Origin of the sequence: Methylobacterium sp. NEAU K, from assembly GCF_030700285.1 — a bacterium.
Classification (GTDB): domain Bacteria; phylum Pseudomonadota; class Alphaproteobacteria; order Rhizobiales; family Beijerinckiaceae; genus Methylobacterium.
This window is the reverse complement of the sequence record NZ_JAUYZJ010000025.1, coordinates 12,852-37,562: the sequence shown is the minus strand read 5'-3', so window position 1 is coordinate 37,562 and position 24,711 is coordinate 12,852. Positions and strand designations below refer to the sequence as shown.

Annotated in this window: 16 protein-coding genes and 2 pseudogenes; 10 read left to right on the top strand and 8 right to left on the bottom strand. The window is 72.8% G+C overall.

The window, feature by feature from the left end; all coding sequences use genetic code 11:
- The first annotated feature begins 63 nt into the window (after window positions 1-63).
- The 3 genes and pseudogenes from Q8W67_RS19000 to Q8W67_RS18985 all read left to right on the top strand — a co-directional run bounded on the left by Q8W67_RS19000 (window position 64) and on the right by Q8W67_RS18985 (window position 2,865).
- On the top strand, window positions 64-786 hold the full coding sequence (locus Q8W67_RS19000; protein WP_305548559.1) for a carbonic anhydrase: 723 nt from the start codon (window positions 64-66) through the stop codon (window positions 784-786).
- 5 nt (window positions 787-791) lie between these two features.
- A pseudogene (locus tag Q8W67_RS18995) lies at window positions 792-2,380 on the top strand (SulP family inorganic anion transporter).
- Between the two features lie 176 nt (window positions 2,381-2,556).
- Complete coding sequence (locus tag Q8W67_RS18985) at window positions 2,557-2,865, top strand: hypothetical protein (protein ID WP_305548553.1); 309 nt, start codon at window positions 2,557-2,559, stop codon at window positions 2,863-2,865.
- A 329-nt stretch (window positions 2,866-3,194) separates the two neighbouring features.
- On the opposite strand, the gene Q8W67_RS18980 is transcribed toward Q8W67_RS18985, so the two are convergent.
- Both Q8W67_RS18980 and Q8W67_RS18975 read right to left on the bottom strand, forming a co-directional pair.
- Window positions 3,195-3,803 (bottom strand): hypothetical protein, encoded by a 609-nt coding sequence (locus Q8W67_RS18980; RefSeq protein ID WP_305548550.1) that lies wholly within the window; start codon window positions 3,801-3,803, stop codon window positions 3,195-3,197.
- A 149-nt stretch (window positions 3,804-3,952) separates the two neighbouring features.
- Window positions 3,953-5,053, bottom strand: a complete 1,101-nt coding sequence (locus Q8W67_RS18975) for a replication protein RepA (protein ID WP_305548548.1) — start codon at window positions 5,051-5,053, stop codon at window positions 3,953-3,955.
- 735 nt (window positions 5,054-5,788) lie between these two features.
- Between Q8W67_RS18975 and Q8W67_RS18970 the strand changes: the two genes are divergently transcribed.
- On the top strand, window positions 5,789-6,601 hold the full coding sequence (locus Q8W67_RS18970; protein WP_305548546.1) for an RNA methyltransferase: 813 nt from the start codon (window positions 5,789-5,791) through the stop codon (window positions 6,599-6,601).
- A 127-nt stretch (window positions 6,602-6,728) separates the two neighbouring features.
- On the top strand, window positions 6,729-6,983 hold the full coding sequence (locus Q8W67_RS18965) for a hypothetical protein (protein WP_305548544.1): 255 nt from the start codon (window positions 6,729-6,731) through the stop codon (window positions 6,981-6,983).
- A 29-nt stretch (window positions 6,984-7,012) separates the two neighbouring features.
- On the opposite strand, the gene Q8W67_RS18960 is transcribed toward Q8W67_RS18965, so the two are convergent.
- Both Q8W67_RS18960 and Q8W67_RS18955 read right to left on the bottom strand, forming a co-directional pair.
- Complete coding sequence (locus Q8W67_RS18960; RefSeq protein WP_305548542.1) at window positions 7,013-9,838, bottom strand: PAS domain S-box protein; 2,826 nt, start codon at window positions 9,836-9,838, stop codon at window positions 7,013-7,015.
- A gap of 134 nt (window positions 9,839-9,972) precedes the next feature.
- Window positions 9,973-10,863, bottom strand: a pseudogene (locus Q8W67_RS18955) (polysaccharide deacetylase family protein).
- A gap of 196 nt (window positions 10,864-11,059) precedes the next feature.
- Here Q8W67_RS18955 and Q8W67_RS18950 point away from each other — a divergent pair.
- Together Q8W67_RS18950 and Q8W67_RS18945 are read left to right on the top strand one after the other, a co-directional pair.
- Entirely contained in the window at window positions 11,060-12,436 is a 1,377-nt protein-coding gene (locus Q8W67_RS18950) for an MFS transporter (protein WP_370693907.1), read from the top strand.
- Window positions 12,437-12,660: 224 nt separating this feature from the next.
- Complete coding sequence (locus Q8W67_RS18945) at window positions 12,661-13,518, top strand: amidohydrolase family protein (protein ID WP_305548538.1); 858 nt, start codon at window positions 12,661-12,663, stop codon at window positions 13,516-13,518.
- A gap of 141 nt (window positions 13,519-13,659) precedes the next feature.
- Here Q8W67_RS18945 and Q8W67_RS18940 read toward each other — a convergent pair whose 3' ends face one another.
- Both Q8W67_RS18940 and Q8W67_RS18935 read right to left on the bottom strand, forming a co-directional pair.
- Window positions 13,660-15,708, bottom strand: a complete 2,049-nt coding sequence (locus tag Q8W67_RS18940; protein ID WP_305548536.1) for a methyl-accepting chemotaxis protein — start codon at window positions 15,706-15,708, stop codon at window positions 13,660-13,662.
- A 339-nt stretch (window positions 15,709-16,047) separates the two neighbouring features.
- The gene (locus tag Q8W67_RS18935; protein ID WP_305548534.1) at window positions 16,048-17,244 is read right to left on the bottom strand and encodes an MFS transporter; all 1,197 of its coding nucleotides are present in this window, start codon (window positions 17,242-17,244) and stop codon (window positions 16,048-16,050) included.
- A 273-nt stretch (window positions 17,245-17,517) separates the two neighbouring features.
- Here Q8W67_RS18935 and uvrA point away from each other — a divergent pair, with 273 nt between their 5' ends.
- The 3 genes from uvrA (at window position 17,518) to Q8W67_RS18920 (ending at window position 22,965) form a co-directional block, all read left to right on the top strand.
- Complete coding sequence (gene uvrA / locus Q8W67_RS18930; RefSeq protein WP_305548532.1) at window positions 17,518-20,673, top strand: excinuclease ABC subunit UvrA; 3,156 nt, start codon at window positions 17,518-17,520, stop codon at window positions 20,671-20,673.
- A gap of 508 nt (window positions 20,674-21,181) precedes the next feature.
- The gene (locus tag Q8W67_RS18925) at window positions 21,182-22,159 is read left to right on the top strand and encodes a transporter (protein ID WP_305548530.1); all 978 of its coding nucleotides are present in this window, start codon (window positions 21,182-21,184) and stop codon (window positions 22,157-22,159) included.
- A gap of 236 nt (window positions 22,160-22,395) precedes the next feature.
- Window positions 22,396-22,965: a fasciclin domain-containing protein gene (locus Q8W67_RS18920; protein WP_305548528.1), complete on the top strand. Its 570-nt coding sequence runs from the start codon at window positions 22,396-22,398 to the stop codon at window positions 22,963-22,965.
- 148 nt (window positions 22,966-23,113) lie between these two features.
- On the opposite strand, the gene Q8W67_RS18915 is transcribed toward Q8W67_RS18920, so the two are convergent.
- Entirely contained in the window at window positions 23,114-23,821 is a 708-nt protein-coding gene (locus Q8W67_RS18915) for an anti-sigma factor domain-containing protein (RefSeq protein WP_305548525.1), read from the bottom strand.
- Window positions 23,818-24,357, bottom strand: coding sequence for a sigma-70 family RNA polymerase sigma factor (locus Q8W67_RS18910; protein ID WP_305548636.1), 540 nt, complete (start codon window positions 24,355-24,357; stop codon window positions 23,818-23,820). The genes Q8W67_RS18915 and Q8W67_RS18910 overlap by 4 nt, the downstream gene beginning before the upstream one ends.
- Window positions 24,358-24,711 lie beyond the last annotated feature (354 nt).

The window sequence follows — 24,711 nt, the reverse complement described above, 5'->3', positions numbered from 1 at the left end:
CGAGGCGCGGCGCCCGGGCTTCGCGCGTCCGCCCCCCTCCTCCCAGCCTCAGAGGCCACATCCGTGAACAACATCATCCAGGGCATCGCCAGCTTCCAGGGCAACGTCTTCCCGGGCCAGCGCCAGATGTACCAGCAGCTCGTGCGGGACGGTCAGCACCCGAGCGCGCTGATCATCGCCTGCGCGGATTCCCGCGTCTCGCCCGAGCACATCACTCAGGCGGGGCCCGGCGACCTGTTCGTCTGCCGCAACGCCGGCAACATCGTGCCCCCGGCCTCCGATGTGATCGGCGGCGTCTCCTCGGCGATCGAATACGCCGTGATGGCGCTGGGGGTGCGCGACATCGTGGTCTGCGGCCATTCCGATTGCGGCGCCATGAAGGGCCTGATGAACCCGGGCCTCGTGGCGCGGATGCCCAGCGTCGCGGCCTGGCTGCGCCACGCCGAGGCCGCCGAGCGCATCGTCTGCGAGGCCTATCCCGAGGGCATGGACCCGCAGGCGCGCCACCGGGCGCTCGCCCTGGAGAACGTGGTGGTGCAGCTTTCCAACCTGCGCACCCACCCGAGCGTCGCGGCCGGCCTCGCCAAGGGCTCCTTACGCCTGCACGGCTGGTTCTTCGAGATCGAGTCGGGCGCGCTGCTGGCCCATGACGGCGCGAGCGGACGCTTCAGGCCGATCGCGGAGGCGGACATGCCGGTGGCCCCGGTCCCGCAGGTCGCCGCCCCGGAATACGCGCCGGTCCCCGGTTCGCTCCCCCTGCCCGCCGCCCGCGCGCGGGCGGCGTGAGCGCGATGCGGATCCCCCGCAGCCTCCGCGCCGGCCTCGGGTCCGGTGCCGGCCTCCGGCCCGGCGGCGCGATCCGGACGAGCCTCGCCCGGGATCTGCCCGCCTCGTTCGTGGTGTTCCTGGTGGCGCTGCCCCTCTGCATGGGCATCGCCATCGCGTCGGGGGTGCCGCCCGAGCGCGGCCTGATCACCGGCATCGTCGGCGGCATCGTGGTCGGGCTCATCGCGGGCTCGCCGCTCCAGGTCAGCGGGCCGGCGGCCGGGCTCGCCGTGATCGTGTACGGGTTCGTGCAGGCGCACGGGCTCGACGCCCTCGGCCCCGTCCTGGTGGCGGCGGGCCTCGTCCAGCTCGCCGCGGGAGCCCTGCGGGTCGGCGGCTGGTTCCGGGCGATCTCGCCTGCGGTGGTGCACGGCATGCTGGCCGGCATCGGAATCCTGATCGTCCTCGCCCAGATCCACGTCCTCACCGACGCCCTGCCCCGGGCGAGCGGCCTCGACAACCTCGTGGCGATCCCGGCCGCCTTCTTCGACTTCGTCACCGGCACGGGCGACCGCACCGGCGCCGTAGTGGTCGGGACCGCGACCATCGCGGCGATGATCGCCTGGGAGCGGCTGCGCCCGCCCCGGCTCCGGATGCTGCCCGGGGCGCTCGTCGGCGTGCTGGCGGGCAGCCTGGTGGCGGGGCTCGGGGACTTCGCGGTGAAGCGCGTCGCGGTGCCGGAGGCGATCGTCTCGGGCCTCGCCCTGCCGGGCGCGGAGGCCTGGGCGCGGCTCGCCGAGGCCGAGATCCTGATGATGGCCCTCGTCATCGCGGTGATCGCCAGCGCCGAGAGCCTGCTCTCGGCCGCCGCCGTCGACCGCATGCATGACGGCCCGCGCACCCGCTTCGACCGGGAACTCGGGGCGCAGGGCGTCGGCAACCTGATCTGCGGCCTGCTCGGCGCCCTGCCGATGACCGGGGTGATCGTGCGCTCCTCGGCCAACGTCCAGGCCGGGGCGGCCAGCCGCGCCGCCACGGTGCTGCACGGGACCTGGATCCTGGCCTTCCTGGTCTCGCCCTGCCCTGGCTGCTGGAGCTGGTGCCGACCGCGAGCCTCGCGGGCATCCTGGTGGTCACCGGCTGGCGGCTGGCGAACCCCGTCCACGCCCTGCACCTGCAGGCGCGCTACGGCTGGCTCACCGCGGCGATCTGGCTCGCCACGATGGCGACCGTGGTGGCGGTGGACCTGCTCACCGGCGTGCTCACGGGCCTCGCCCTGAGCCTCGCCCAGACCCTCCCGAGCCTGCGCAAGGGGCGGCTCAGGATCGAGCACGCGGCGGCCCCGGAAGTGCCCGGCGTGCCGGAGCTGCGGCTGTCGGGGGCGGCGACCTTCCTGCAGCTGCCGAGCCTCACGGCGGCGCTGGAGCGCACCCCCGTGGGCGGCGAGGTGCGCCTCGCCACCGAAAACCTCGCGGTCATCGACCACACATGCCTGGAGTTGATCGGTGACTGGGCGAACCGGCGCATGGCCGCCGGCACCCGCGTCGCCGTGGTCGGCGGCTCGGGCATCCCCCATGACCGCCTCGCTGCCGCGGTGGCCGCCCCCACGCAGTGAGAGACCGGCCAGCTGCCGGCAGAATCGAAGCCTTGGGCCACCGGTCTCCGATCTTCGGATCCGGTTAAGATTGAATCTTCGCGCCCTCTTAAGATGCTGCCGCCACACTCGTCCGTTCGGTCCGACCCGCCGCGCGGGATCCGCGGGCCGCACGTCTTCGGCAGGGAGCTTCGTCGATGCTCAGGTTCCTCGCGGCCGCCGCCTGCCTGGCCCTGGCCGGGCCCGCCGCAGCGCAGGATCGGCCCGGACAGGCTGGCCTGAACCCGCCCGCCCTCGCGCAGCCGGTGGCGGCGAGTCCCGGGGCGGAGGCAGCGACTCCGGAGCCCGGCTCCCGGAGCGTCCTCGACAGCCTCGCGCTCCGGCACCCGGAGCCCGAGGCCGCCCAGACCACCTCCGCCCTGAAGAGTCCCGCGGAGGCACCCAGGCCCCGGTGCGCGCAGGAGCGCCGTGTCGGCACCGGGGCGGGCTTCTGCCTGATCAACTGACAGCGGTCCGGTCGAACCCGAGCGCTGCCCGGGTTCGACCGGACCGGGCGGATGCCCACGGCATGCGTGCGGCCGGCGTGGATCGCCGCGCGTGAAGGCGCGGAGCTGGGCGGCCGGCGCGGCGAGCGCCGCCATCGCGACGCGTCCCCGCAGATGCGATCCCGGCCGGTCCCAGCGACTCGCGCAGGACTCACGATTTCCAGACGATCGGCTCCGAACAGCCCGGTTCGTGCGTCGCCCCAATCGGGCCACGACCGGCGCGACGGGCTCCCGCCCCGGGCGGTTCCCAGGCGGCGCTCTCGTCGAGCCGGCGGTGCGCGGAACCGACTCTACGGGCGATCGGCCTCCGCGTCCGGCGCCCCGGCCAGGGCGTAGGTGGCCTCGGCGACGCGGCGCAGGGGCCCTCCCGGGCCGGCCCGCTTCCACAGGCGGGTGTTGAGGGCCGCCACCGGATCGCGGCCCGGCAGGGTGAAGCCGCGGGCCAGCAGAGTCTCCAGGATCTCGCCGGCGTGCAGCGGCCGGCCGGCCTGCGCGATCGCCGCACAGGCCGCTTCCACCAGCGCCCGGCCGTAGCGGCGGGCGCCCGCCGCATCCTCCGTGAAGGCGATCGCCGGCGGGATCCCGTCCGGCGCGGCCTCCTCGGACGCCCCCCCCTCCGGCCCGGGCCGCGGGGCGGCGGCCGGGCCGGGAGCCGGGACCTCTCGGGGTCCCGAAGCCGACCTTGCGGTGGGTCTCGCGGTCGGCCCGGCCGCCGGGCCGGCGCTGCGATCCGGGGCGTGCTCGTCCGGGTCGGGCGGAACCGGCCTCGCCCCCGCCCCGCGCAGGCGGCGGCCGAGTTCCAGATAGAGCACGAGATCGGCGATCTCCCGGTCGAGCGCCTCGCGCTGCCGCCTCAGCGCGGCGAGTCGGGCCTCGATCTCATCGTCCGACAGGCCCATGCGGCGTTCCCTCCGACCGGAAGGAACATTTAGCGCGTTTCGGGAACGTCGGGAATACCGCCCACTTATTCCCATGGGCCGTTCGGCTCATTCCAAAGATTCGAAAAGGAATGGATCGACGGGACCGTATTCCCTTCAAGACGCCGGGCTCATGTTCCTTGACGTCGGCTCCTCGTTCCCTTCGCGGATCCCGGCCTCGGCGGCACCAGGAGCGCGCTCGGATCGGCCGGATGCAGGGTGAGGCCACCGTCGTCGAGCACGATCGGCAGGCGCGGAAACACCTCCCGCAGATGCGCCAGATCCGCCTTGAAGGCCTGCCGGAAGCTGCGGATCGAGGCGTTCTCGGCCCCGAACTGCGCGTGCAGGTTGTTCCAGGTCAGCCGAAGCGGACGCTGCAGGGCGCGCAGCCGGTAGCCGGTCCAGAACAGCAGGTCGAGCTTGCGCGCCGAGCCGGAGAAAGCCCGGGCCGCCCGCACATCCACCGGCAGAGCGTGCTGGATCAGCGTCGCGTAGAATTCGGGATCGAAGCGCACCGTCCGCCCCGCCTGGTCGTCGCCCTCGCCGGCCCGCGGACGCCACAGCTCCAGGCTCCGGAACGGCGGGACGTTGAGGGTGGTGGCGCTGTCGCGCCCATCCCACAGGCCGATCTGCATGGTGCAGGCGGCCAGCCGGTTCAGCTGCTCCTTGAACTGCCGGATGGTGCCGCGCTCGCCGCCGGTCACGGCAAAACCCATCTCGCGCATGAAGCCCGACAGCGTCTCGGCGACCTTCACGGTCGGGCTGCGCTGGCGCACGGCCTCGGTGCAGAGGTGCAGCAGCACCAGCCTGGCCTTGGGCCCGTAGGGCAGCCCCTGGGGCTCGAAGGCACCGGTCTCCGGATCCTTGATCCGCCCGGCCAGCAGGCTCAGCGAATTGCGCCCGTAGGTGCGGGAGAACTCCCGTACCGGCCCGGGATCCCGATAGGGCAGCCCGCACAAAGCCAGAACAGAGTGGATGTGCTGCAGGCTCGAGGGCAGCGCCGGCTCGCTCTCGATCACCAGGCGCACCGCGTCCCGGCGGCGCTGGTCGCGCGACAGCTGGGCCCGGCGGAGCTCCTGCTCCCCCAGGATTGCGGCCTGGGCGTCGCGCTCGCGCTGGCGGTGCAGCACGTGCTCGACGATCTGCGCGAACAGGAAGCCGCCGCGCGCCGCCTCGATCTCGGCCCGCAGATCCGCGTCGTGGATCCCGGCGATCTTCTCCTCGATGCCCATCGCCCCTCAGCCCGAGCCGCACGGGACCGCACCCCCACCGGCAGGCGGAGGCGCGGCCCGAGCCTGCCATGCCATGATTCGCGCGCCGCGGCCCCGGTCCGGCCCGGCTTGTCCCGGCAATCCACGCTTCTCCGGGGATGATTCGGGCCGGCTTGACGCAGAGTTCGATACGGGCCGATCCGCCGGCTCCGGCCTGCGCAGAGTTCGATACGGGGGCCCCGCGCATTCCGTCCCCGTTATCCACCGCCTCTGGCCCGAATCCGCGCCGAATCCCATACGCGGCCACGCAGAATCCAATGCGTCGCCCGGCCCGATCCACGCCGAATCCGATACGGGCGTGCGCAGAGTCCGATGCGGCAGCGCGCAGAGTTCGATGCGCGAAACCTCGCCAAGTCATTGCCTCCTATGGTGAAACCGGGACAGCATATAGCTTGCCGAACTGACTCTCTAAAAGATTCTAGCTTGATAATCTTCCTACTTAACCGAGCGCTTGTTCGTTCTGACGAACCCGCCCGGACCGGCCGATAGGCACATGAATTGGAGGGAATATGCAGGCTTCGTCCACAACCCGGGGGTTCGATCGCAGGGAATCGCGGTCGCGATCGGAGCCGCAGAGCAGGCTTTCTCGGGAGCCTTTCCGGATGCTCCGGCTTGACGTGGGCGATGCCGCCCGGTTTCACGGCCCATCCATCCAGAGAAGGCCGAGCCGATGCCCTGCCCCCCGATCGCGTCCCGATGACAGTCCGCCGCAACGACGGACGTCCCGCCAGCCCGCGCCGCCCCGGTTTCCGGCCCGGCGGCCGCCCCGGTGGACCCAGGCCCGAGGCCGGTCCGGGCGAGGGCGTCACGGTGCTCTACGGCTGGCATCCGGTGGCGCAGGCGCTGGGCAACGCGGCACGCGGCCTCCACCGGCTGCTCGCCACCGAGAACGCGGCCGCCCGGCTGGCCGAGGAATTCGGCGGGTCCCTGCGCATCGCCCCCGAGCTGGTGCGGCCGAGCGAGATCGGGCGCCTGCTCGGGCCTGACGCGGTCCACCAGGGCCTGTACCTCGAGGCCGAGCCCCTGCCCGCCCCCGGCCTCGACGAGCTGCCCGCCGATGCCCTGCTGCTGGCGCTGGACCAGATCACCGATCCCCACAATGTCGGGGCGATCGTGCGCACGGCCGCGGCCTTCGGGGTCGCCGGCATCGTCACCACGGTGCGGCACGCGCCGGGCGCCACCGGCGTCCTGGCGAAATCCGCCTCGGGCGGCCTGGAGCACGTGCCGTTCGTCACCGTCCGCAATCTCGCGGAGGCGCTGATCGCGCTGGGCGAGCGGGGCTTCACCCGGATCGGCCTCGATTCCGACGCGCCGGCGAGCCTCGATACGCTGACCGTCGCCCGGCCGCTGGTGATCGTCCTGGGGGCGGAGGGCAAGGGCCTGCGCGAGCGCACGCGGAGCTGCTGCGACGTCCTGGCCCGGATCCCGTTCTCGGGGGCGATCCGCAGCCTCAACGTGTCCAACGCCGCCGCCATCACGCTCTACGCGCTGGGTCGCCCGCAGGCCTGAATCCGCTGCCGGGACATGTCCGGCAACAAAAAGTCGCCCGCCGGAGCCGGCGGGCGATCTAGGCAATGTCTTCACCTTAACGTAGTGGAGTGATCGAGGGGGGCGTAGGCTGGAAGGCGTGCGCCGGATGCTGGACGATGCGTTTACTTACGGGGGCTGGGCCCTCAGCCTGATCGCCGTCGGCGCGTGGCTGTGGCTCGCCCGGCGGGCCTTCCCGAGCTTCGAATCCTTCGTGAAGGGCTTCGACGACGAGTTGTGCCTGGGCGCCAGCCCGGAGGAGCGGGCCCGCGCGGCGCGCTGGCATCAGATCCGTCAGGCGGTCCTGGCGCTCACCGCCGTGGCCGCCCTGTGCCTGTCGATCGGCTTCGCGATCCCGGACTGATCAGATCGACCCATCGATCGCCCGGACGCCTACGACTCGGCCCGGAAGCCCGCGAGCGGGGCGGTGAGCGTGCAGACCAGCCCGCTGCGGGCGTAGTTGAGCACGGCCCGGCCACCCACCGCCCCGGCGAGCCCGCGCTCGATCAGCCGCGAGCCGAACCCCTTTCGCGTGGGCCTGGTCACGGGCGGCCCGCCGCTCTCCCGCCAAGCCAGCGTGAAGGTCTCCTGTCCCGCCGGACCGGGCGCCACCCCCCAGGTCACCGCGACCCGGCCCGTCTGTGTGGACAGGGCACCGTACTTGGCCGCGTTGGTGGCGAGCTCGTGCAGCATCAGGGCCAGCGACAGAGCCGCCGAGGGCCCGATCAGCAGGTCCGGGCCGTCGAGGCCGATCCGCCCGGGACCGTCCTGATGCAGCGCCAGGGTCCCGTTCACCACCGCGGCGACGCTGGCGGCCTCGGCATGGCCGGCGAGCAGGATGTCGTGGGCCTGGCCCAGGGCGATCAGCCGCGCGGCCAGGGACTCCCGGGCCGCGTCGATGTCGGGCGCGTTGCGCAGGGTCTGGGCGGCGATCGCCTGCACCAGCGCGAGGGTGTTCTTGAGCCGGTGCGACAGCTCGCGGTTGAGGAGGTCCTGGTTCGCCTCGGTGCGCTTGCGCGCCTCGATGTCGGAGATCGCCACCACCGCCCCGATGGTGGCGCCGGCCGCGTCCTTGATCGCCTCGCCGGTGATGGCGATCCAGCGGCGCGACCCGCCGGGGCGCTGGTAGCGAACCTCCAGCTCGGCGCGGTCGACATCCCCCGCGCAGATGCGCGCGAGTGGATAGTCCTCCGGGGCCACAGGCCGGTCGTCGGCGTGGAAGGCGACGTAGGCGCCGTAATCGGCGCTGACCGCCGCGTAGAGCGTGTCGTGGCCGAGCACGTCCCGGATGCGCCGGTTACCCATGACGATGCGGCCCGAGGGCGCCTCGGCGAGCAGGATCCCCACCGGGACCGCATCCATTACGGTGGCGAGCCGGGCCTGGCTGGTGCGCGCCGCGTCGAGGGCGCACAGCTCCTCCTCCACGTCGACCAGCACGGTCACGGCCGCGGCCGGGCGCCCGTCCGGCCCGGGGATCGGCGTGCTCGACACCTCCCAGCGACGCGGCTCGCCCTCCGGTTCCCGCCGGTAGAGCATGCGCGCGTCCCGGACGGTCTCGCCCCGACGCAGCGCCCGCTGGGTCGGATCGTCCGCAGCGCCGTAGGGGCGTCCGTCCGGATCGACCGGACCGATGCCGGCCGCGCGGGCTTCCTCTCCCGCCCGCTCGCCGGCGCCGTGGCCCAGCATCGCCTCGGCGCGCAGGTTCACCAGGCTCCCCCCGTCCGCGTAGGCGATCACGATGCCGACCGGGGCCTGCCGCAGGATCGCGGCCAGGAACGCGCGTTCCACCGCGAGGGCGCGCTCGCTCGCCTCCAGGCGCGACAGGGCCGCGCGCTGCTCGGTGCGGTCGCGCAGGATCGTCAGGAAGCCCGTGGCCACGCCGTCGTCGTCGCGCAGGGCCAGCATCTCGCCACTGGCGAAGACGCGGGTGCCGTCCCGGCGCAGGTGCCAGCGCTCGTCGCTGCTCCGGCCCGTCTCCAGGGCCAGCCGCATCGCCTGGGCCGGGACATCGGCCGCCCGATCCTCGGGGGTGAAGAGGACCGCGGCCGGCTCGCCCCGGATCTCGTCCGGGCTCCAGCCGAGGATGCGGACTGCGGCGGCGTTCCAGTCGGTGATGCGGCCGTCGCGGTCCATCACCGCGATGGCGTGGTCCAGGGCGCCCTCGAAAACCGCCTGGTAGCGGTCCTCGCTGCGACGGGTGGCGCGCCGGGCCTCGGCCTCCCCGGCCTCGGCGAGCCCCGAGGCGACCGTGCCGGCGATCAGCTGCGCGATCTCTAGATCGTCGCGCGTGAAGGCGTCGACCCGGGCCGATTGCAGCTTGAGGATGCCCACCGCCTCGCCGCCGCGGCGCACCGGCACGTAGAGGGCCGAGCGCATCCCGAGCACCGGGAGCAGGTCGTGCGCCACCCGCGGATCCGCCCACACATCGGGGCTGAGGATCGCGATACCGCCCGTCAACGCGGCTCCCGACAGGCTGCCGGCGAGCGGCAGGCGCAGGCCGACGTGGCGGGCGAGAGTGCCGGCCCCCGAGCGGTAGACCAGCTCCGCGCCCTCGCGCATCTCGATGCCGCCGCCCTCGGCCTCCGGCACCGCATCCATGGCGGCCGCCACCAGGAGGTCGAGGATCGCCTGCAGGTCGCCCCCGGCTTCCGCCAGGGCCGCCAGCACGGAGGCCACCACGCCGCGCTGGGCCAGGGTGCGGTCGCGTTCCGCCCGCGTCCGCCGCAGCTCCAGCCGGTCCACGGCCAGCCGGGCGAGGGCGGAGAGATCCTCGGCCTCCTCCGCCCCCAGCCCCCCGGGGCGGGGGGCATGGTCGATCACCCAGAGGATGCCGAGGCGCTCGCCCGCCCGTGTCTCCAGGGGCGCCCCGGCGCAGAAGCGCGGGGACGGTGCGGCCGCCGGCGGCCGGCCGTCGCGGGTCAGCGCATCCTGCGCCAGGTCGGGGATGACGAGGAGTCCCGGCCCGACGGGGATGCAGCCCTGGCTGTGCTCGAAGATCCTCTCGAGGGTCGTCTCGGGCGGAAGCGGGCCGGGCACGAGCCCGGCCCGGGCCTCGAGCCGGAGCCGGTCCCCGTCGGCGAGGCCGAGCAGCGCGACCGCGGCTCCGCAGGCCCGGCGGGCCATGCGGACGATGTCGCCGAACCCGGCCTCCGGCGGGGGATCGGGCGTGGCGGAGTCGGACGGCGCCGCGTGGCGGCACGGGTCCAGGGCGTCGTGCATAGCGGCGTGATCGGCGGAGGCGGGTCCTGCCGCCTCCGGGGCAACGATGGCGGCAGCAAGGCTGACCGCGCGAAAATCGTGACCCGGAAGGCGGTTGGGCGGGATGTCGCACCCAGCGGACCCGTGCGCGCCGGTCAACCGGCCAGGGCCGTCGCGTGCGCGGTGATCGCGCCCGCCGTGGTGATCCAGATCCGGTCCCGGTGGGCCGCGATGTGGCCGAGCGCCGCCCGCAGCGGCCGCAGCCGGTGGGGCTGGTCGACGATGTAGGGATCGAGCGCGATGCCCATCACCAGGGGCGCCGCAGCGGAGAGGTCCAGCATCTCGTCGAAGGCGTCGACGATCGCGTCCGCGAACTGCCGCCCCGTGTCCTTGCGGGCGACGATCGCCGGGATGTCGTTCAGTTCCTGCGGGTAGGGCACCGCCAGGATTCGTCCGCCCCGCCGGGTCGCCATCCAGGTCGGCTGGTCGTCGTGGCACCAGTCGAGCAGGTAGCGGTACCCGGCCTCGGCGAGGAGGTCGGGCGTGAGCCCGGATTGCGAAATCCAGGGCCCGAGCCAGCCGGCGGGCGCCCTGCCCTCCTCCCGGGTCAGGATCGCAATCGCCTCGGCGATCAGGGCGCGCTCCTGCGCCTCGGAGAACGTGCCCTACCGCTCGGCATGGGTGCGGCCGTGGCCGACGATCTCGTCGCCGCGGGCCCGGAACGCCTCGATCAGGCCGGGGCAGTCCCGGTAGAGCCGGCTGTTGACCAGCACGCTGGCGGGCAGGCGGAGGCCGTCGAGGGCGTCGCGCAGCCGCCAGGCCCCGACCCGGTTGCCCCAGTCGCGCCAGCCGTAGTTCAGCACGTCGGGCTGCGGACCGCCCGGGGCGAGCTCGGCCCCGAACCCGGACCCGAAATCGAAGGTCTCGAGGTTGAGGCCGACATAGACCGCCAGCCGCTTGCCCCCGGGCCAGTCCTAGACCGGGCGGTCGGGCAGCGCGCTGTAGCGGTAGCGGCCGTGCTGCGCAGCCATCGTGGGATCGTCCATCGCGTATCCAGGCCTGCGGGGGCGCCGGACGAGATAGGCCGGATCCGGGCCGCCGACAGCGCGGCGCGATCCGGCGTCATGCCTGTTCCGACGGCCGGGCGTGCTGTACCGGATCGCCCGCGGGGCCCGCGCGCGGCGCGATCCCCGGTGTCGAGGAGAGAACGCCGTGCCGCTTGCCGCCGATCCGCCGGTCGTCATGCCCCCCGGGGAGGCGCGCCCGGTCGTCTCCGACATCGCCGCGCGCCTCGAGCGGCTGCCGATGTCGGGCTACCAGCGGCGGATATTCGCGATCATCGCCTCCGCATGGCTGGTCGACCAGATCGACGTGGCGCTGCTGACCTTCCTGCTCGGCTCGATCGTGGTCGCCTTCGGGCTGAGCCCCACGGAGGCTGGCCAGCTCGCCGCCATGACCTTCGCGGGCCAGCTCGTCGGCAACATCATCGCCGGCACCGCCTCCGACCGGTTCGGCCGCAAGGCGGTGTTCCAGGTGACCATGGTGGTCTGGGGCCTGGCGAGCCTCGCGGCGGCGGCGGCCTGGAGCCTGCCGGTGCTGATGGCCTGCCGCTTCCTCATCGGGGTCGGCGTCGGCGGCGAGGCACCGGTGGCGCAGGCGATGGTCTCGGAGATCGTCCCGGCTCCCGTGCGCGGCAAGTACATCGCGATCCTGGAGGGGTTCTGGGCGGTGGGCTACGTGCTGTCGGGGGCGATCAGCTTCTTCGTGCTGCCCTATCTCGGCTGGCGCTGGGCCTTCGTGGTGGTGGGCCTGCTGGCGCTGGTGGTGCTCGTGGTGCGCCGCGCCATGCCGGAATCGCCGCGCTGGCTCGCCGAGGCCGGCCGCCACGCAGAGGCTGAGGCCGTGATGGCCACGATGGAGCGGGCGGTCGTGCGCGCCACCGGTCGGCCCCTGCCCCCGGTCACCCCGCAGATCGCCGCGTCCGTCGCGCCCGGAGCCCCCGCCCCCCGGCTGAGCGCGGTGGCGACCCTGTTCGCGCCCGGCTACCGTCTGCGCACCGTCATGGCCTTCGGCCTGTGGTTCTTCGCCCTGATCGGCTTCTTCGGGCTCAATTCCTGGATCGCGGTGCTGCTCAAGGAGCGCGGCTTCTCGATCGTCGGCTCGGTGGGCTTCGTGACCCTGATCACGCTCGGCGGCATCCCGGGCTTCGCCACCGCGGCTTTGCTGCTCGAGCGGATCGGCCGCAAGCCGACCACGGCCTTGTTCCTCGTCTGCGCGGCCGCGGCGGCCTACCTGTACGGCAACGCCGCCGGAGAGACCTGGCTGTTCGTCTCCGGCTTCGTGATGCAGTTCTTCATGTTCGGCATGTGGAGCTGCCTCTACGCCTACACGCCGGAGCTGTACCCGACCCGGGCGCGGGCCACGGGGGCCGGCTTTGCCTCGGCCTTCGGGCGGATCGGCGCGATCCTGGGGCCGATGATCGTGCCGGTGCTGGTGCGCGACTACGGCCCGGCCACCGCCTTCCAAGTCGGCGCGGGCGGCTTCCTGATCGCCGCCGCCCTCGTCCTCACCCTCGGCGTCGAGACCCGCGGCAAGGTGCTGGAGGCGGTCTCGCACTGACAGGGCCTGGACGACATCGGGTTTCCAAAGGGCTGCAAGCCCTTTGGCGGGTCGTCAGGGCGGAGCCCTGATGTCGCAGGGCTCCGCCCTGCATCCGCAATAGGTCCCGGACCTTTTGAATCCATGATCTTGTTCGACGATCGACCGCACGGCGCGCACGATTCCATCGACCGCCGTTCGATGACACGCTCTCTGTTCGAGTCATGAAAGTGGAGTCCCAGACCATGCCCGTCGTGGACATGCGCAGCCGTCCGACCTTCCTGCACAGGTTCTTCGGCGCCGAGCCGGACACGCCCGAATTCGGCGTGGCCCGCTGGCTGAATGCGCGGGTCGGCAGCCGGGAGGTCGAGCACTTCACCCGCGGCACCACGATCGAGGGCTTCCGTGCCGAGATGGACGGGGCCGGCATCGACGTCGCCGTGATGGTCGCCCGCTCGGTGCCCGGCGTGCGGGTCTCGAACGACGCCCTCGCTGAGGTCGCCCGGCACGATCCGAAGCGGCTGATCGGCATCGCCTCGGTGGATCCGGTGAAGCTCGGCCGCAAGGCCGCGGTGGCGGAGGCCGAGCGCGCCGTGACCGAACTCGGCTTCAGGGGGATCAACCTCGATGCCGGCTTCTACCGCGAGGCCATGCGGGCCGACGACCCGCGCCTGATGCCGCTCTACGAACTCTGCCAGGACCTCAAGGTCCCGGCCTTCGTGATGTCGGGGCCGACGACGCCGGACCTGCGCCTCAACGACCCCCTGGCGGTGGACCGGGTCGCCAAGACCTTCCCGCAGCTGCCGATCGTGTGCTGCCACGGATTCTACCCGCACGTCGCCGAGATGGTGACGGTGGCCTTCCGCAATGAGAACGTGTTCGTCTCCCCGGACATGTACACGTTCGCGCCGGGCGGCGGCCTCTACGTGGAGGCGGCGAACGGCTTCATGAAGGACCAGTTCCTGTTCGGCTCCTCGTTCCCGTTCCGGCCGATGCGCCAGGGCGTCGCGGACTTTCGCGCGCTCGGCCTGTCGGCGCAGGCCCTGGAGGCCGCCCTCTGGCGCAACGCCGACCGCTTGCTCGGCCTCGGCCTCGGCGCGTAGGTGAGGTTTGGGTTTCCCAGGGGCTCAGCCCTTTGGCCGGGTTTAGGGGCGGAGCCCCTGAGGTTCGCAGGGCTCTGCCCTGCGCCCGCAAAAGGTCGCGGACCTTTTGACAATCCATGACCGTCTTGTTGGGCGGCCGGCTCAGGCCGCCCGGACGTTGGCCAGAAAGTCGCCGACCGCGCCGCGCAGGGCGCTCGCCTGCCGGGACAGGTCGCTGGCGGCCTCCAGCACCCGGGACGAGCCGTGGCTGGCGGTGTCCGCCGCCTCGCCGACGCCCGTGATGTGGCCCGAGACCGCGCGGGTGTCCTGCGAGGTCTGGCCGGTGGTGCGGGCGATCTCGGCGGTGGCGGCACCCTGCTGCTCGACCATGGCGGCAATCTCGGCCCCGATCCGGGCGAGGTTGCGGATCACCTCGGTGATGCCGCCGATGGAGCGGACCGAGGCCTCGGTGGATCCGGTGATCTCCGCGACCTTGGCGGCGATCTCCTCCGTCGCCCGCGCGGTCTGGCCGGCGAGGTTCTTCACCTCGCCGGCGACCACCGCGAAGCCGCGGCCGGCCTCCCCGGCCCGGGCGGCCTCGATCGTGGCGTTGAGGGCCAGGAGGTTGGTCTGGGCGGCGATCGACGAGATCATCGCGACGATCTCCCCGATGCTGCCGGCGGCCTCCGCGAGGCGGCGGACTTCCCCGGCCATGCCGTCCGCGTCCCGGGTGGCCGCGGCCGCGAGGTCGGCCGAGGCCCCGACCTGCACGCCGATCTCCCGCACGGAGGCCGTCAGCTCCTCGGTGGCCGCCGCCACCGTGTCGGCCGAGCGGGCGGCGGAATCCGCGGCGCCGGCCACCGACCGGCTGAGGTCGGTGGTGTCCTGCGCGGCCCGGGCCATGCCGTGCGCGGAGGCTTCCAGCTGGGCGGCGGCCGCCGAGACCGCCTCCACGATGCCGCCGACCCGGTTCTCGAAGCTGTCGGCGAGGCCGAGGGCGGCGGCACGCTGCGCGGCGGCACTCTCGGCGGCGAGCCGCTCCTGCGCGGCCCGGGCGAGCCGGCGCTCGGCGACGCTGTCGCGGAACGCCGCCGCGGCGCCCGCGATCGCCCGCACCTCGCGCGGGCCGCCCGACGGGATCGCCAGGTCGGCCCCCGCCTCGTCGCGGCCGATCGCCGTCAGCACCCGGGCCATCCGGACGAGGGGCCGGGCGATGGCCGTGCCCAGCCAGACCGCGAGGCCGGCCGAGAGCGTGAACAGGGCGAGGCCGCCCACGATCCAGAGGGTCAGCATCCGATCGGCCCGGGCGCGCACCGCGCCGGCGGCCGCCACCAGGTCGGCGGTGAGCCGGTCCTCGACGCCCTTCAGGGCGTCGATGCGCTGGGTGGCGAGGCGGAACCAGGCCGGCGCGTCGTGGAAGGCGAGCGGCGTGCCCGGCATCGTCTCCTGCACGGCCTTGCGCAGGCGCGCGACCTCCCGGGCCGGCTCGGTCGCCTCGGCCTCGTCGAGCCGCCCGGCCTGCCCAACGTCGGCCCCCGCCCGGAACAGACCGGCATAGGTCGCCTGATCGGCCGAGAGCGTCACCAGCCGGCGTGCGGCGGGCAGGTCCAGGTTGCCGGACGCGAACACCGCCGCGGCGGCGGCCCGCTCCTGGCCGGCGGCCTCCTTCAGGGACAGGAACGCCGCGTAGGCGTTCGCCCGGGCGGCGATGGTGGCTTCGTCGACCACCCCGCCCATCGCCCGGACCACGCCCAGCCCCTCGCCGATCAGGCCCGTATAGAACGCGGCTGCCTGCGGGACCCCCGAGGTGAGGGCATCCACCGCCCGGCGCTGCGCCGCGAGCCCGGCGAGCGCCTTCGTGAAGCCGTCGGCCCGGGCCGCGAAGCCGGGGCCGAAGTCCGTCGCGGCGGCCACCGCCTCGGGAAGCCCGGCGAGCGACCCATTGGTGCGCCCGCGCTGGGCCGCGAGCTCCGGCCCGAACTGCCCCCCCCGGGCGCCCAAGAACAGGCTGGAGGCGCCGCGCTCGCGCTGGGCCTCGTGCACGAAGGCGCTGATCCGCGAGGCGAGGCCGACGAGAGTCTCAACCCGGTCCATCTCGGCGCGCCGCGTCCACTGGTCGGACACCGCCCATCCCGCGGCCCCCGCGAAGGCGAGGCACGGCGCGAGCGCCACCGCGAGGATGCGGGCACGGAGCGAGGAGAGGACGGCCATCGGGATCCAGAACCATGCAGTCGGTCGTCCCGCACCATCCGGCACGGTGATAAAAACACCGTTACGGCGCAGTTGTTCGATGCAACGAGCAAATGCCCAATCAGGCGGCAGTCCGAACTGTACTTGCCGCATCGGCGTGCATGTCGCCCCACATCTTCAACGCGTGGATGGCAGGCTCCGGGGATCGCCCGCGCCCGGTCGGACTGTACTACGCCTTCGGGGATACTTCGGCCCGGCCCGAGCCCTGACCCCGCGACCTCCCGGTGGCGGTCGAGGCGATCTCGGTGAACCCCCCGCCAGCTTCATGGCGCGCAACGCCGAAGGCTGAGGCCGCCGGCTTCACACCCGCAGGAACCGACCGCTCGCCGCCACGCCGACGAGCAGAGCCGCCACGATCAGGAGCGCCGCGGACAGGCCCAGGGCCTGGGCGGCGAAGCCGATCAGCGCGGGTCCCGCCAGCACGCCGGCATAGCCGAGGGTCGTGACCGCCGGCACCGCCACGCTCTCCGGCATGGCGTCCTGGCGGCCGGCCGCCGTGAACAGGACCGGGACGATGTTGGCGCAGCCGGCCCCGACCAGAGCGTAGCCGGCGAGCGCCGCCTCCCAGGACGGGACCACCACCGACAGGGCGAGGCCGGCGGCCGCGAGCAGGCCGCCCAGGACGACCACCGGACGTCGGCCGAGCCGGGCCACGATCCGGTCGCCGGCGAGCCGCCCGGCCGTCATGGTCACCGAGAAGGCCGCGTAGCCCAGCGCCGCCCAGGCCGGATCGAGCCCCCGGAGCTGGATCAGGAACACCGCGCTCCAGTCGAGGGCCGAGCCCTCGGTGAGGAACACCACGAAGCAGAGCAGGCCCAGGACCAGCACCGCGCCGCGGGGCAGCGCGAAGGCGGGCCCCGCGTCCCCGCCCGTCCCCGCGCCCGTCTGCAGGATGCCGGGCCAGGCGGCCGCGAACAGGGCCGCGATGCCCGCCACCATGATCAGCACGCTCGTCCCCGCGCCGATCCCGGCGGCGAGCAGGCCGCTCGCGGCCAGCGCCCCGAGGATGCAGCCGAGGCTGTACAGGCCGTGGAAGCCGGACATCATCGGGCGCCCGCTCAGGCGCTCCACGGCCACCGCCTGCAGGTTCATGACGCAGTCGACCGCGCCCATCCCGGCCCCGAACAGCAGCAGCGCCAGGGCGAGCGGCACGAGCCCTGAGCCCGCGGCGAGCACCGGCAGGGTCAGGCAGAGCGCGATCGTGCCGGCGAGCAGGACCGGGCGGAAGCCGAACCGCGCGGCGGCCGCCCCGGCGCTCGGCATCGCCACGATCGAACCGATGCCGAAGCAGAGCAGCAGCAGGCCCAGGCCCGCCTCGTCGAGGCCGGCGCGCGCCTTCACGAGCGGCACCAGGGGCGCCCAGGTGGCCGTGCCGATCCCGACGATCAGGAAGATCAGCCGCGTGGACAGCCTGTGGGAGCGGCCGGCCGGGATGGCCGCATCGGAACCGGCCGCGCCGGTGGCGGCCGGGGGATGGGTCGCGTCGAGCGAGGGCATCGGCACCTGTCGAAGGGGGCGGGGGCGCCCTGCGACGTGGTGCCCCGACTCCCGCGGTGCAACACCGGCCGACGGCCCGACCGGGGTGCCGATCCGGCGACCTGTTGCCGGCGTACTCATTTCGTTCTAGCAAGGACGGCGCATGACGGGCCTGCGTCCCGCCGGCCCCATCTTGCCGTCGACCCCTTCGGGCTCGACATGAGCCGGTGCGGCGGCTGGCCCGCGCGCAAACCCGCCCCGACCGCGTCGACGCCTCGAAAGACCGCCGCCCTCATGGCCAAAGCCCAAGCCGGAAGCCGAGCCGTCGCCAGCAAAGCCGCTCCCAAGGCTACGTCTCCCGAGGCTACGTCTCCCCAGGGTCCCGCCAAAGCTCCCGCCAAGGCGGCGCGTCCCGAGTCGGTGCTTCCCAAGCCGGGCCGGGTGAAGGCCGAGGCACCCGCGCCCGCCCGGAAGGGGGCGGAGCAGGGCGCCGGGCGGGACGCCGCCGCGGAGGCCGCCACCGACGCCAAGCTGGCGGCCCTGTTCGACGCCGCGCAGCCCTCCGCCCACGACCGGCGGGTCATCGCGGTCCGGGGCGCCCGCGAGCACAACCTCAAGAACGTCGACCTGACGATCCCCCGGGACAAGCTCGTGGTGTTCACCGGGCTCTCGGGCTCGGGCAAGTCGTCGCTGGCCTTCGACACGATCTACGCCGAGGGACAGCGCCGCTACGTCGAATCGCTCTCGGCCTATGCCCGCCAGTTCCTGGAGATGATGTCCAAGCCCGACGTCGACCAGATCGACGGGCTCTCGCCGGCGATCTCCATCGAGCAGAAGACCACCTCCAAGAACCCGCGCTCCACCGTAGGCACGGTGACCGAGATCTACGACTACATGCGCCTGCTCTGGGCGCGGGTCGGCATCCCCTACTCGCCGGCCACCGGCCTGCCGATCGAGAGCCAGACCGTCCAGCAGATGGTCGACCGGGTGCTGGAACTGCCGGAGAAGACGCGACTGTACCTGCTGGCCCCGGTGGTGCGCGGCCGGAAGGGCGAATACCGCAAGGAAATCGCCGAGTACCAAAAAAAGGGGTTTCAGCGGCTGCGGATCGACGGCGAATATTATTCGATCGACGATGCTCCCAAGCTCGACAAGAAGTTCAAGCACGATATCGACGTGGTGGTCGACCGGATCGTGGTGCGGGCCGACATCGCCTCCCGGCTGGCCGAGTCCTTCGAGACGGCGCTGGAACTCGCCGACGGCATCAGCGAGATCGTGTTCGCGGACGCGCCCGAGGGCGAGGCGCCCCGGACGATCACGTTCTCGTCGCGCTTCGCCTGCCCGGTCTCTGGCTTCACCATCGCGGAGATCGAGCCCCGGCTGTTCTCGTTCAACAACCCGTTCGGGGCCTGCCCGACCTGCGGCGGCATCGGCCACGAGATGCGGATCGACCCCGAACTGGTGATCTCTGATCCGGCGCTGAGCCTGAAGCGCGGCGCGGTCGGCCCCTGGGCGAAATCGACCTCGCCCTATTACGGCCAGACGCTGGATGCGCTCGCGGAGCATTACGGCTTCAAGACGAGCGTGCCCTGGCAGAGCCTGCCGGAGGCGGCCCGCGCCGTGGTGCTGTACGGCTCCGGGAAACAGGCGATCCGCTTCGCCTACGATGACGGCCTGCGCAAATACGCGGTCAACAAGCCGTTCGAGGGCGTGATCCCCAACCTGGAGCGCCGCTTCAAGGAGAGCGACTCGGACTCGGTGCGGGAAGAGATCGGCCGCTTCATGAGCGAGACGCCCTGCGCGGCCTGCGGCGGCAAGCGGCTGAAGCCCGAGGCCCTGGCCGTGAAGGTCGCGATGGCCGATATCGGCGACGTGACCGCCTTGTCGGTGAGCGAGGCCCATCGTTGGTTCTCGGACCTGCCGGAGAAGCTCACGGCCAAGCAGAACGCGATCGCGGTCCGGATCCTGAAGGAGATCCGTGACCGGCTGAGCTTCCTGGTGGATGTCGGCCTCGAATACCTGACGCTCGCCCGCGGCTCCGGCTCCCTGTCGGGAGGCGAGAGCCAGCGCATCCGGCTGGCCTCGCAGATCGGCTCGGGCCTCACCGGCGTCCTCTATGTCCTCGACGAGCCGTCGATCGGCCTGCACCAGCGCGACAACGAGCGCCTGCTCGGCACGCTCAAGCGCCTGCGCGACCTCGGCAATTCGGTGATCGTGGTCGAGCACGACGAGGACGCGATCCTGCAGGCCGACTACGTGGTCGATGTCGGCCCGGGCGCGGGCATCCATGGCGGCGAGATCATCGCCCAGGGCACGCCCGCGGAGGTGCTGGCCAACCCCGCCTCGCTGACCGCCAAGTACCTGACCGGCGCGATGTCGGTGCGCACCCCGACCGCGCGGCGCAAGGGCCGGAAGGGCAAGCTTGGGGTGTTCGGCGCCCGGGGCAACAACCTCAAGGACGTGGATATCGAGGTGCCGCTCGGCACCTTCACGTGCATCACCGGCGTCTCGGGGGGCGGCAAGTCGACCCTGGTGATCGACACGCTCTACAAGGCGGTGGCCAAGAAGCTGAACGGCGCCCTGGAGCACCCGGCGCCCTACGAGCGGCTGGAGGGGCTGGAGCATCTCGACAAGGTCATCGACATCGACCAGTCGCCGATCGGGCGCACGCCGCGCTCGAACCCCGCCACTTATATCGGCGCCTTCACGCCGATCCGCGACTGGTTCGCGGGCCTGCCGGAGGCCAAGGCGCGGGGCTACCAGCCCGGCCGCTTCTCCTTCAACGTGAAGGGCGGGCGCTGCGAGGCCTGCTCGGGCGACGGCGTCATCAAGATCGAGATGCACTTCCTGCCGGACGTCTACGTCACCTGCGACGTCTGCAAGGGCAAGCGCTACGATCGCGAGACCCTGGAGGTGAAGTACAGGGCCAAGTCGATCGCCGACGTGCTGGACATGACCGTCGAGGAGGCGGCCGAGCTGTTCAAGGCGGTGCCGGCGATCCGCGACAAGCTCGAGACCCTGAAGCGGGTCGGCCTGCACTACGTCCATGTCGGCCAGCAGGCCACCACCCTGTCGGGGGGCGAGGCGCAGCGGGTGAAGCTCTCCAAGGAGCTGTCGAAGCGCGCCACCGGCCGCACACTCTACATCCTCGACGAGCCGACCACCGGCCTGCACTTCCACGACGTCGCCAAGCTCATGGAGGTGCTCCACGAGCTGGTGGACCAGGGCAACACCGTGGTGGTGATCGAGCACAACCTCGAAGTGATCAAGACCGCCGACTGGGTGATCGACATGGGTCCCGAGGGCGGCGACGGCGGCGGCCGGGTGGTGGCCGAGGGCACCCCCGAGGAGATCGCCCGCTCGACGGCGAGCCATACCGGCCGCTTCCTGCGGGACGTGCTGGCCCGGCGCCCCAGCCCGCAGGCCGGCCGCCGCAACGCCGCCGAATAGAGGCGGGCGCGCGGGCCGGGCCGGACGCGGCAGATTTTGCCGGGTTCCGGCCTGAACCGCGCGCCACAACCAGTGATTCGAGCCGCCGCATTCCGGTCCGGCCCCCCGCGGGCCGGTCCGGCCGCGGAATCCGGGCCGCGTCCCCCCGGCGGGCGGCTGCCCGTTCGCCCGCCCCGCTTTGCCGGATTCTCCCAGCGCAGCGGCCCTCAACAGCTTGACCGTTCAACGATATTTTGCCGGCCGCCCGTCCGAATTCCCGCGCCGGCACTGTGTTGCATCGCCGCAAAAATGCGGCTTTTGCGCAACGGTTCAGCCGGTTTTGGCGCTTCGGCGGGCATTCCACTGTCTTTCCGCAGGTCTCTGTAGAATAGTCACCGACGTTGAGACGGGCGGGCTCCGTGGGGGCGCTCGGCAGATCCAAAGCTGGCGGCCGCGATCGGCGAGCAGACCGGCAGGGTAATGCCGAATGCGGGACGGATGCCTTGAGACCTTGGGAAGGAATGAGAAAATGATGAAGAACTGGCTCGCGGCCGGCGCGGTCGCGCTCACGGTCGGCATGACTTCGACCATCGCGCAGGCGCAGACCACGACCGTGCCGGGCGAGCAGGTCGGCCTCGCGGTCGGCGCTCCGCTGCCCGAGGGCATCTACGCCATCAATACCTTCACCTACCGCCGCACCGACGGCCGGAACGATCCGGATACGGCCGTCAACATCCCGGTGCTGGTGTGGTCGACCCCGCTGGTGCCGTTCGGCGGCCGCGTCGAGCTGCTCGTCGCGCCTCCGACCGTGTTCGCCTTCACCCGCAACCCGGCGGGCGTGCGCAACAAGGACATCTCGATCAACGTCGGCACCTTCGTCGGCGGCATCTGGGCGTTCGACCTCGGCAGCAACTTCGGCGTCAGCTTGCTCGGCGGCGTGTACCTGAACGACCTCAACGGTGATCGCGGCTCGATCATCACCGCCAACGGCACGACGGCCACCCCGGTGCTGCCGCAGCTCTCCTCCAACACCTACCGCTTCGGCATCGCCGGCAGCTACACCGGCGACGGCTGGAACCTCACCGCCAACCTGACCGCCAACATCTACGACTCGCCCGGTCGCTTCCCCGGCCAGGTCGGCGCCGCGATCGGCCCGATCCGCCTGTCGGATGCCCTGAACTTCGACCTCACTGCGACGAAGAAGTTCGGCAACTTCGAGATCGGCGCCGTCGGCTACGGCACCTACAACTTCGACATCAGCCAGTTCAGCGCTGCGGCCGGCAATCGCGGCCGGTTCGCCCTCGGCGGCCTCATCGGCTACGACTTCAAGATCTTCACCGTCCAGGCCTACGTCGCCCGCGACGTGGTCACCGGTGCGCAGTACACCAACGCCTTCGGCCGGACCCGCAGCGACTACTCCACCGACGGTTGGATCCGGTTCATCGTGCCGCTGTACTCGCCGGCGCCCGCTTCGCCGGTCCCGACCGCTCTGGTCCGCAAGTACTGATCCGCGAGGATCGAGACGCCGGTCTCCCGCTGCCGCCCCGCGCGGCGGCGGGAGATCCCGGATCTCCGCCAGACCGTCCGGCAGGACGGTGCACCGCCCGGCCCCGGCCGGGCGGTTTTTTGTTGCGCCGCGGGCGTGATCGCGCCCGCGATCCGGTCCGCGAAACCTTTCCGCACGGGCGTCCGTAACGGGCGATGCGATCCCGGATGACGGGGTGCCTGACGGAAGGAAACCAGATGCTTAACGGATTCAACGGCCGCCGCGCGGTGCGGGCTGTCGCCCTGACCCTCGCCCTCGGCCTGGGTGCGACCGGCGCGGCCTACGCCAAGAACCCGATGGTCGGCGGCGCGCCGATGTACGCCAACAAGACGATCGTGGAGAACGCGGTCAACTCCCGGGACCACACCACCCTCGTCGCGGCGGTGAAGGCCGCGGGCCTCGTCGACACCCTGAGCGGGCCCGGCCCCTTCACGGTGTTCGCGCCCACGAACGCGGCCTTCGCCAAGCTCCCGGCGGGCACCGTCGAGAGCCTCGTGCAGCCGCAGAACAAGCCGACGCTGACCAAGATCCTGACCTACCACGTGGTCCCGGGCGTCTACACCGCCAAGGACTTGGTGGCGCTGGTCAAGAAGGGCGGCGGCCAGGGCCAGCTCACCACCGTCGAGGGTGAGCCGCTCGCCGTCGCGGTGCAGGGCAAGACGGTCCTCATCACCGACGTGAAGGGCGGCACCGCCTCGGTGACGATCCCGAACGTGATGCAGTCGAACGGCGTGATCCACGTCGTCAACGCCGTGCTGATGCCCTGATCCGGTCGCCCGCGGCGCCTCCCGGTGCCGCGGGCATTCCGCTCGCGCGCGATTGGGCGGGCAAAGCGTCCGCCGGCCTCCGATGCGGCGCCGGGAGCCCCGCAACGGGACCGCCTCACGGGGCGCCGCCGGGAAAGCCCGGGCGGCCCTACTCGGCGATCAGCCTGCCGGTATAGACCACCGGCCCCGTGGGCCGGCCGCTCGGCGAGCCGCCCGGCGGCTCCACCGAGACCGCGATCACCCCGTCCTGTGCGGCGCCCGGCGGCAGCGTCACCCGGCTCGGGGTGCCCCCCACGAGGCCGAGGGGCTTCGGCCCCTCTGCGCCGACATACCAGAGCTCCAGGCTCCGGCCCGCGGGCGCGTCGGCGCCGACCGGCCTGACCTGCGCGATGCCGGTGCGCGTGTCGACCCGGACGATCAGCGCCGGGAGGGCCCCGCCGCCCTGGACCACCGCGAGGTAGCGGCCGCCCTCCGGTTCCGGGCGCGACCCGACCGCCACGAACAGCGCGAGTCCGGCCGCCAGCAGCCCGGCCCCCGCGGCGGCGATCCGCCAGCGCCGCACCTGCCGGCGCAGGAGCGCGAGCTGGTCGGGCGATCCGACGGGGCCCCCCGGCAGCGACCGCAGCAGCGCCGCGCGCACCCGCGCCGGCGGCGCCACGGGCGGGACCGCGTCGAGCAGCGGCGCGAGCCGCCGCTCCCACGCACGCACCCGGCCGGCCGCGCCGGGATCGGCGGCGATCGCGCGCGCCATCTCGGCCCGCTCCCGCGCGCCGAGGGTGCCGAGCACGTACTCGGCCGCGTGCAGGTCCGGATCCGGGGCGGCCTCCGAGCCGGACCCGCCGCTGCCCGCGCTCACGACACGGCCTCCAGGCAGGTCTTCAGGGAGGTCAGCGCCCGGTGCAGCCAGGTCTTGATCGTGTTGACCGGCCGGTCGAAGCGTTGGGCCAGCTCGTCCCGGGAGCGGCCCTCGCAATAGGCCAGCACCACGCAGTCCCGGTGCGCCGGCTCCAGCCGGCCCAGGCAGGCGCCCAGCGCCTCCCGGTCCAGGAACGCCGCCGCGTCGTCGTGCGGGTCCATAAGCCGCGTCACCCAATCCTCGCCGTCGTCCCGCACCGGTCCCTGAACCTCGACCGTGCCCTTCCGGCGCAGGCCGTCGATCGCCCGGTTCCGGGCGATCGTGCACAGCCACGCCAGCGGGCGCCCGGCCTCGGGATCGTAGCTCCCGGCCGCCTGCCAGATCCGCAGATAGGCGTCCTGAAGGACGTCCTCGGCGAGCGATCGGTCACGCTGGATACGCAGGATCACGCCGAAGAGTTTCGGGCTCGTCAGGTCGTAGAGTTCGGCGAGCGCGCCCGCCTCGCCGCGCCCGATCTCGGCCAGCAGCCGACGCAGCCGCGCATCGTCGGAGCCGCGCGCATCCGGCGGCGCCGCGGTGCCGGACGAGCCTGCGGCAAAGGTCGGTCCCCCCAAGATCCGTCCCCGCTTCCCACGCGCCGTTTCCCGCCGGTCGCGCCTGCGCGCATAGCTCTAAGCCGACTTGCGGTGGTAGGCCAACACTTCGTCCACGCGTGGTTTTGATCGTCAGCAGGTTCTCAACGCAGGATCGCAGAACCTCGTGGTGAAGGCTACTCGGGGCGCCGCGCAGGATGTGCCGGCGCGCCGCCGGACTGCGATTCGCGCGTGGCGCCCCGTCGCGCGTGGCACGAACCGCACGGACATCCTATCTTGTCTCGATTTCGCGCGTCC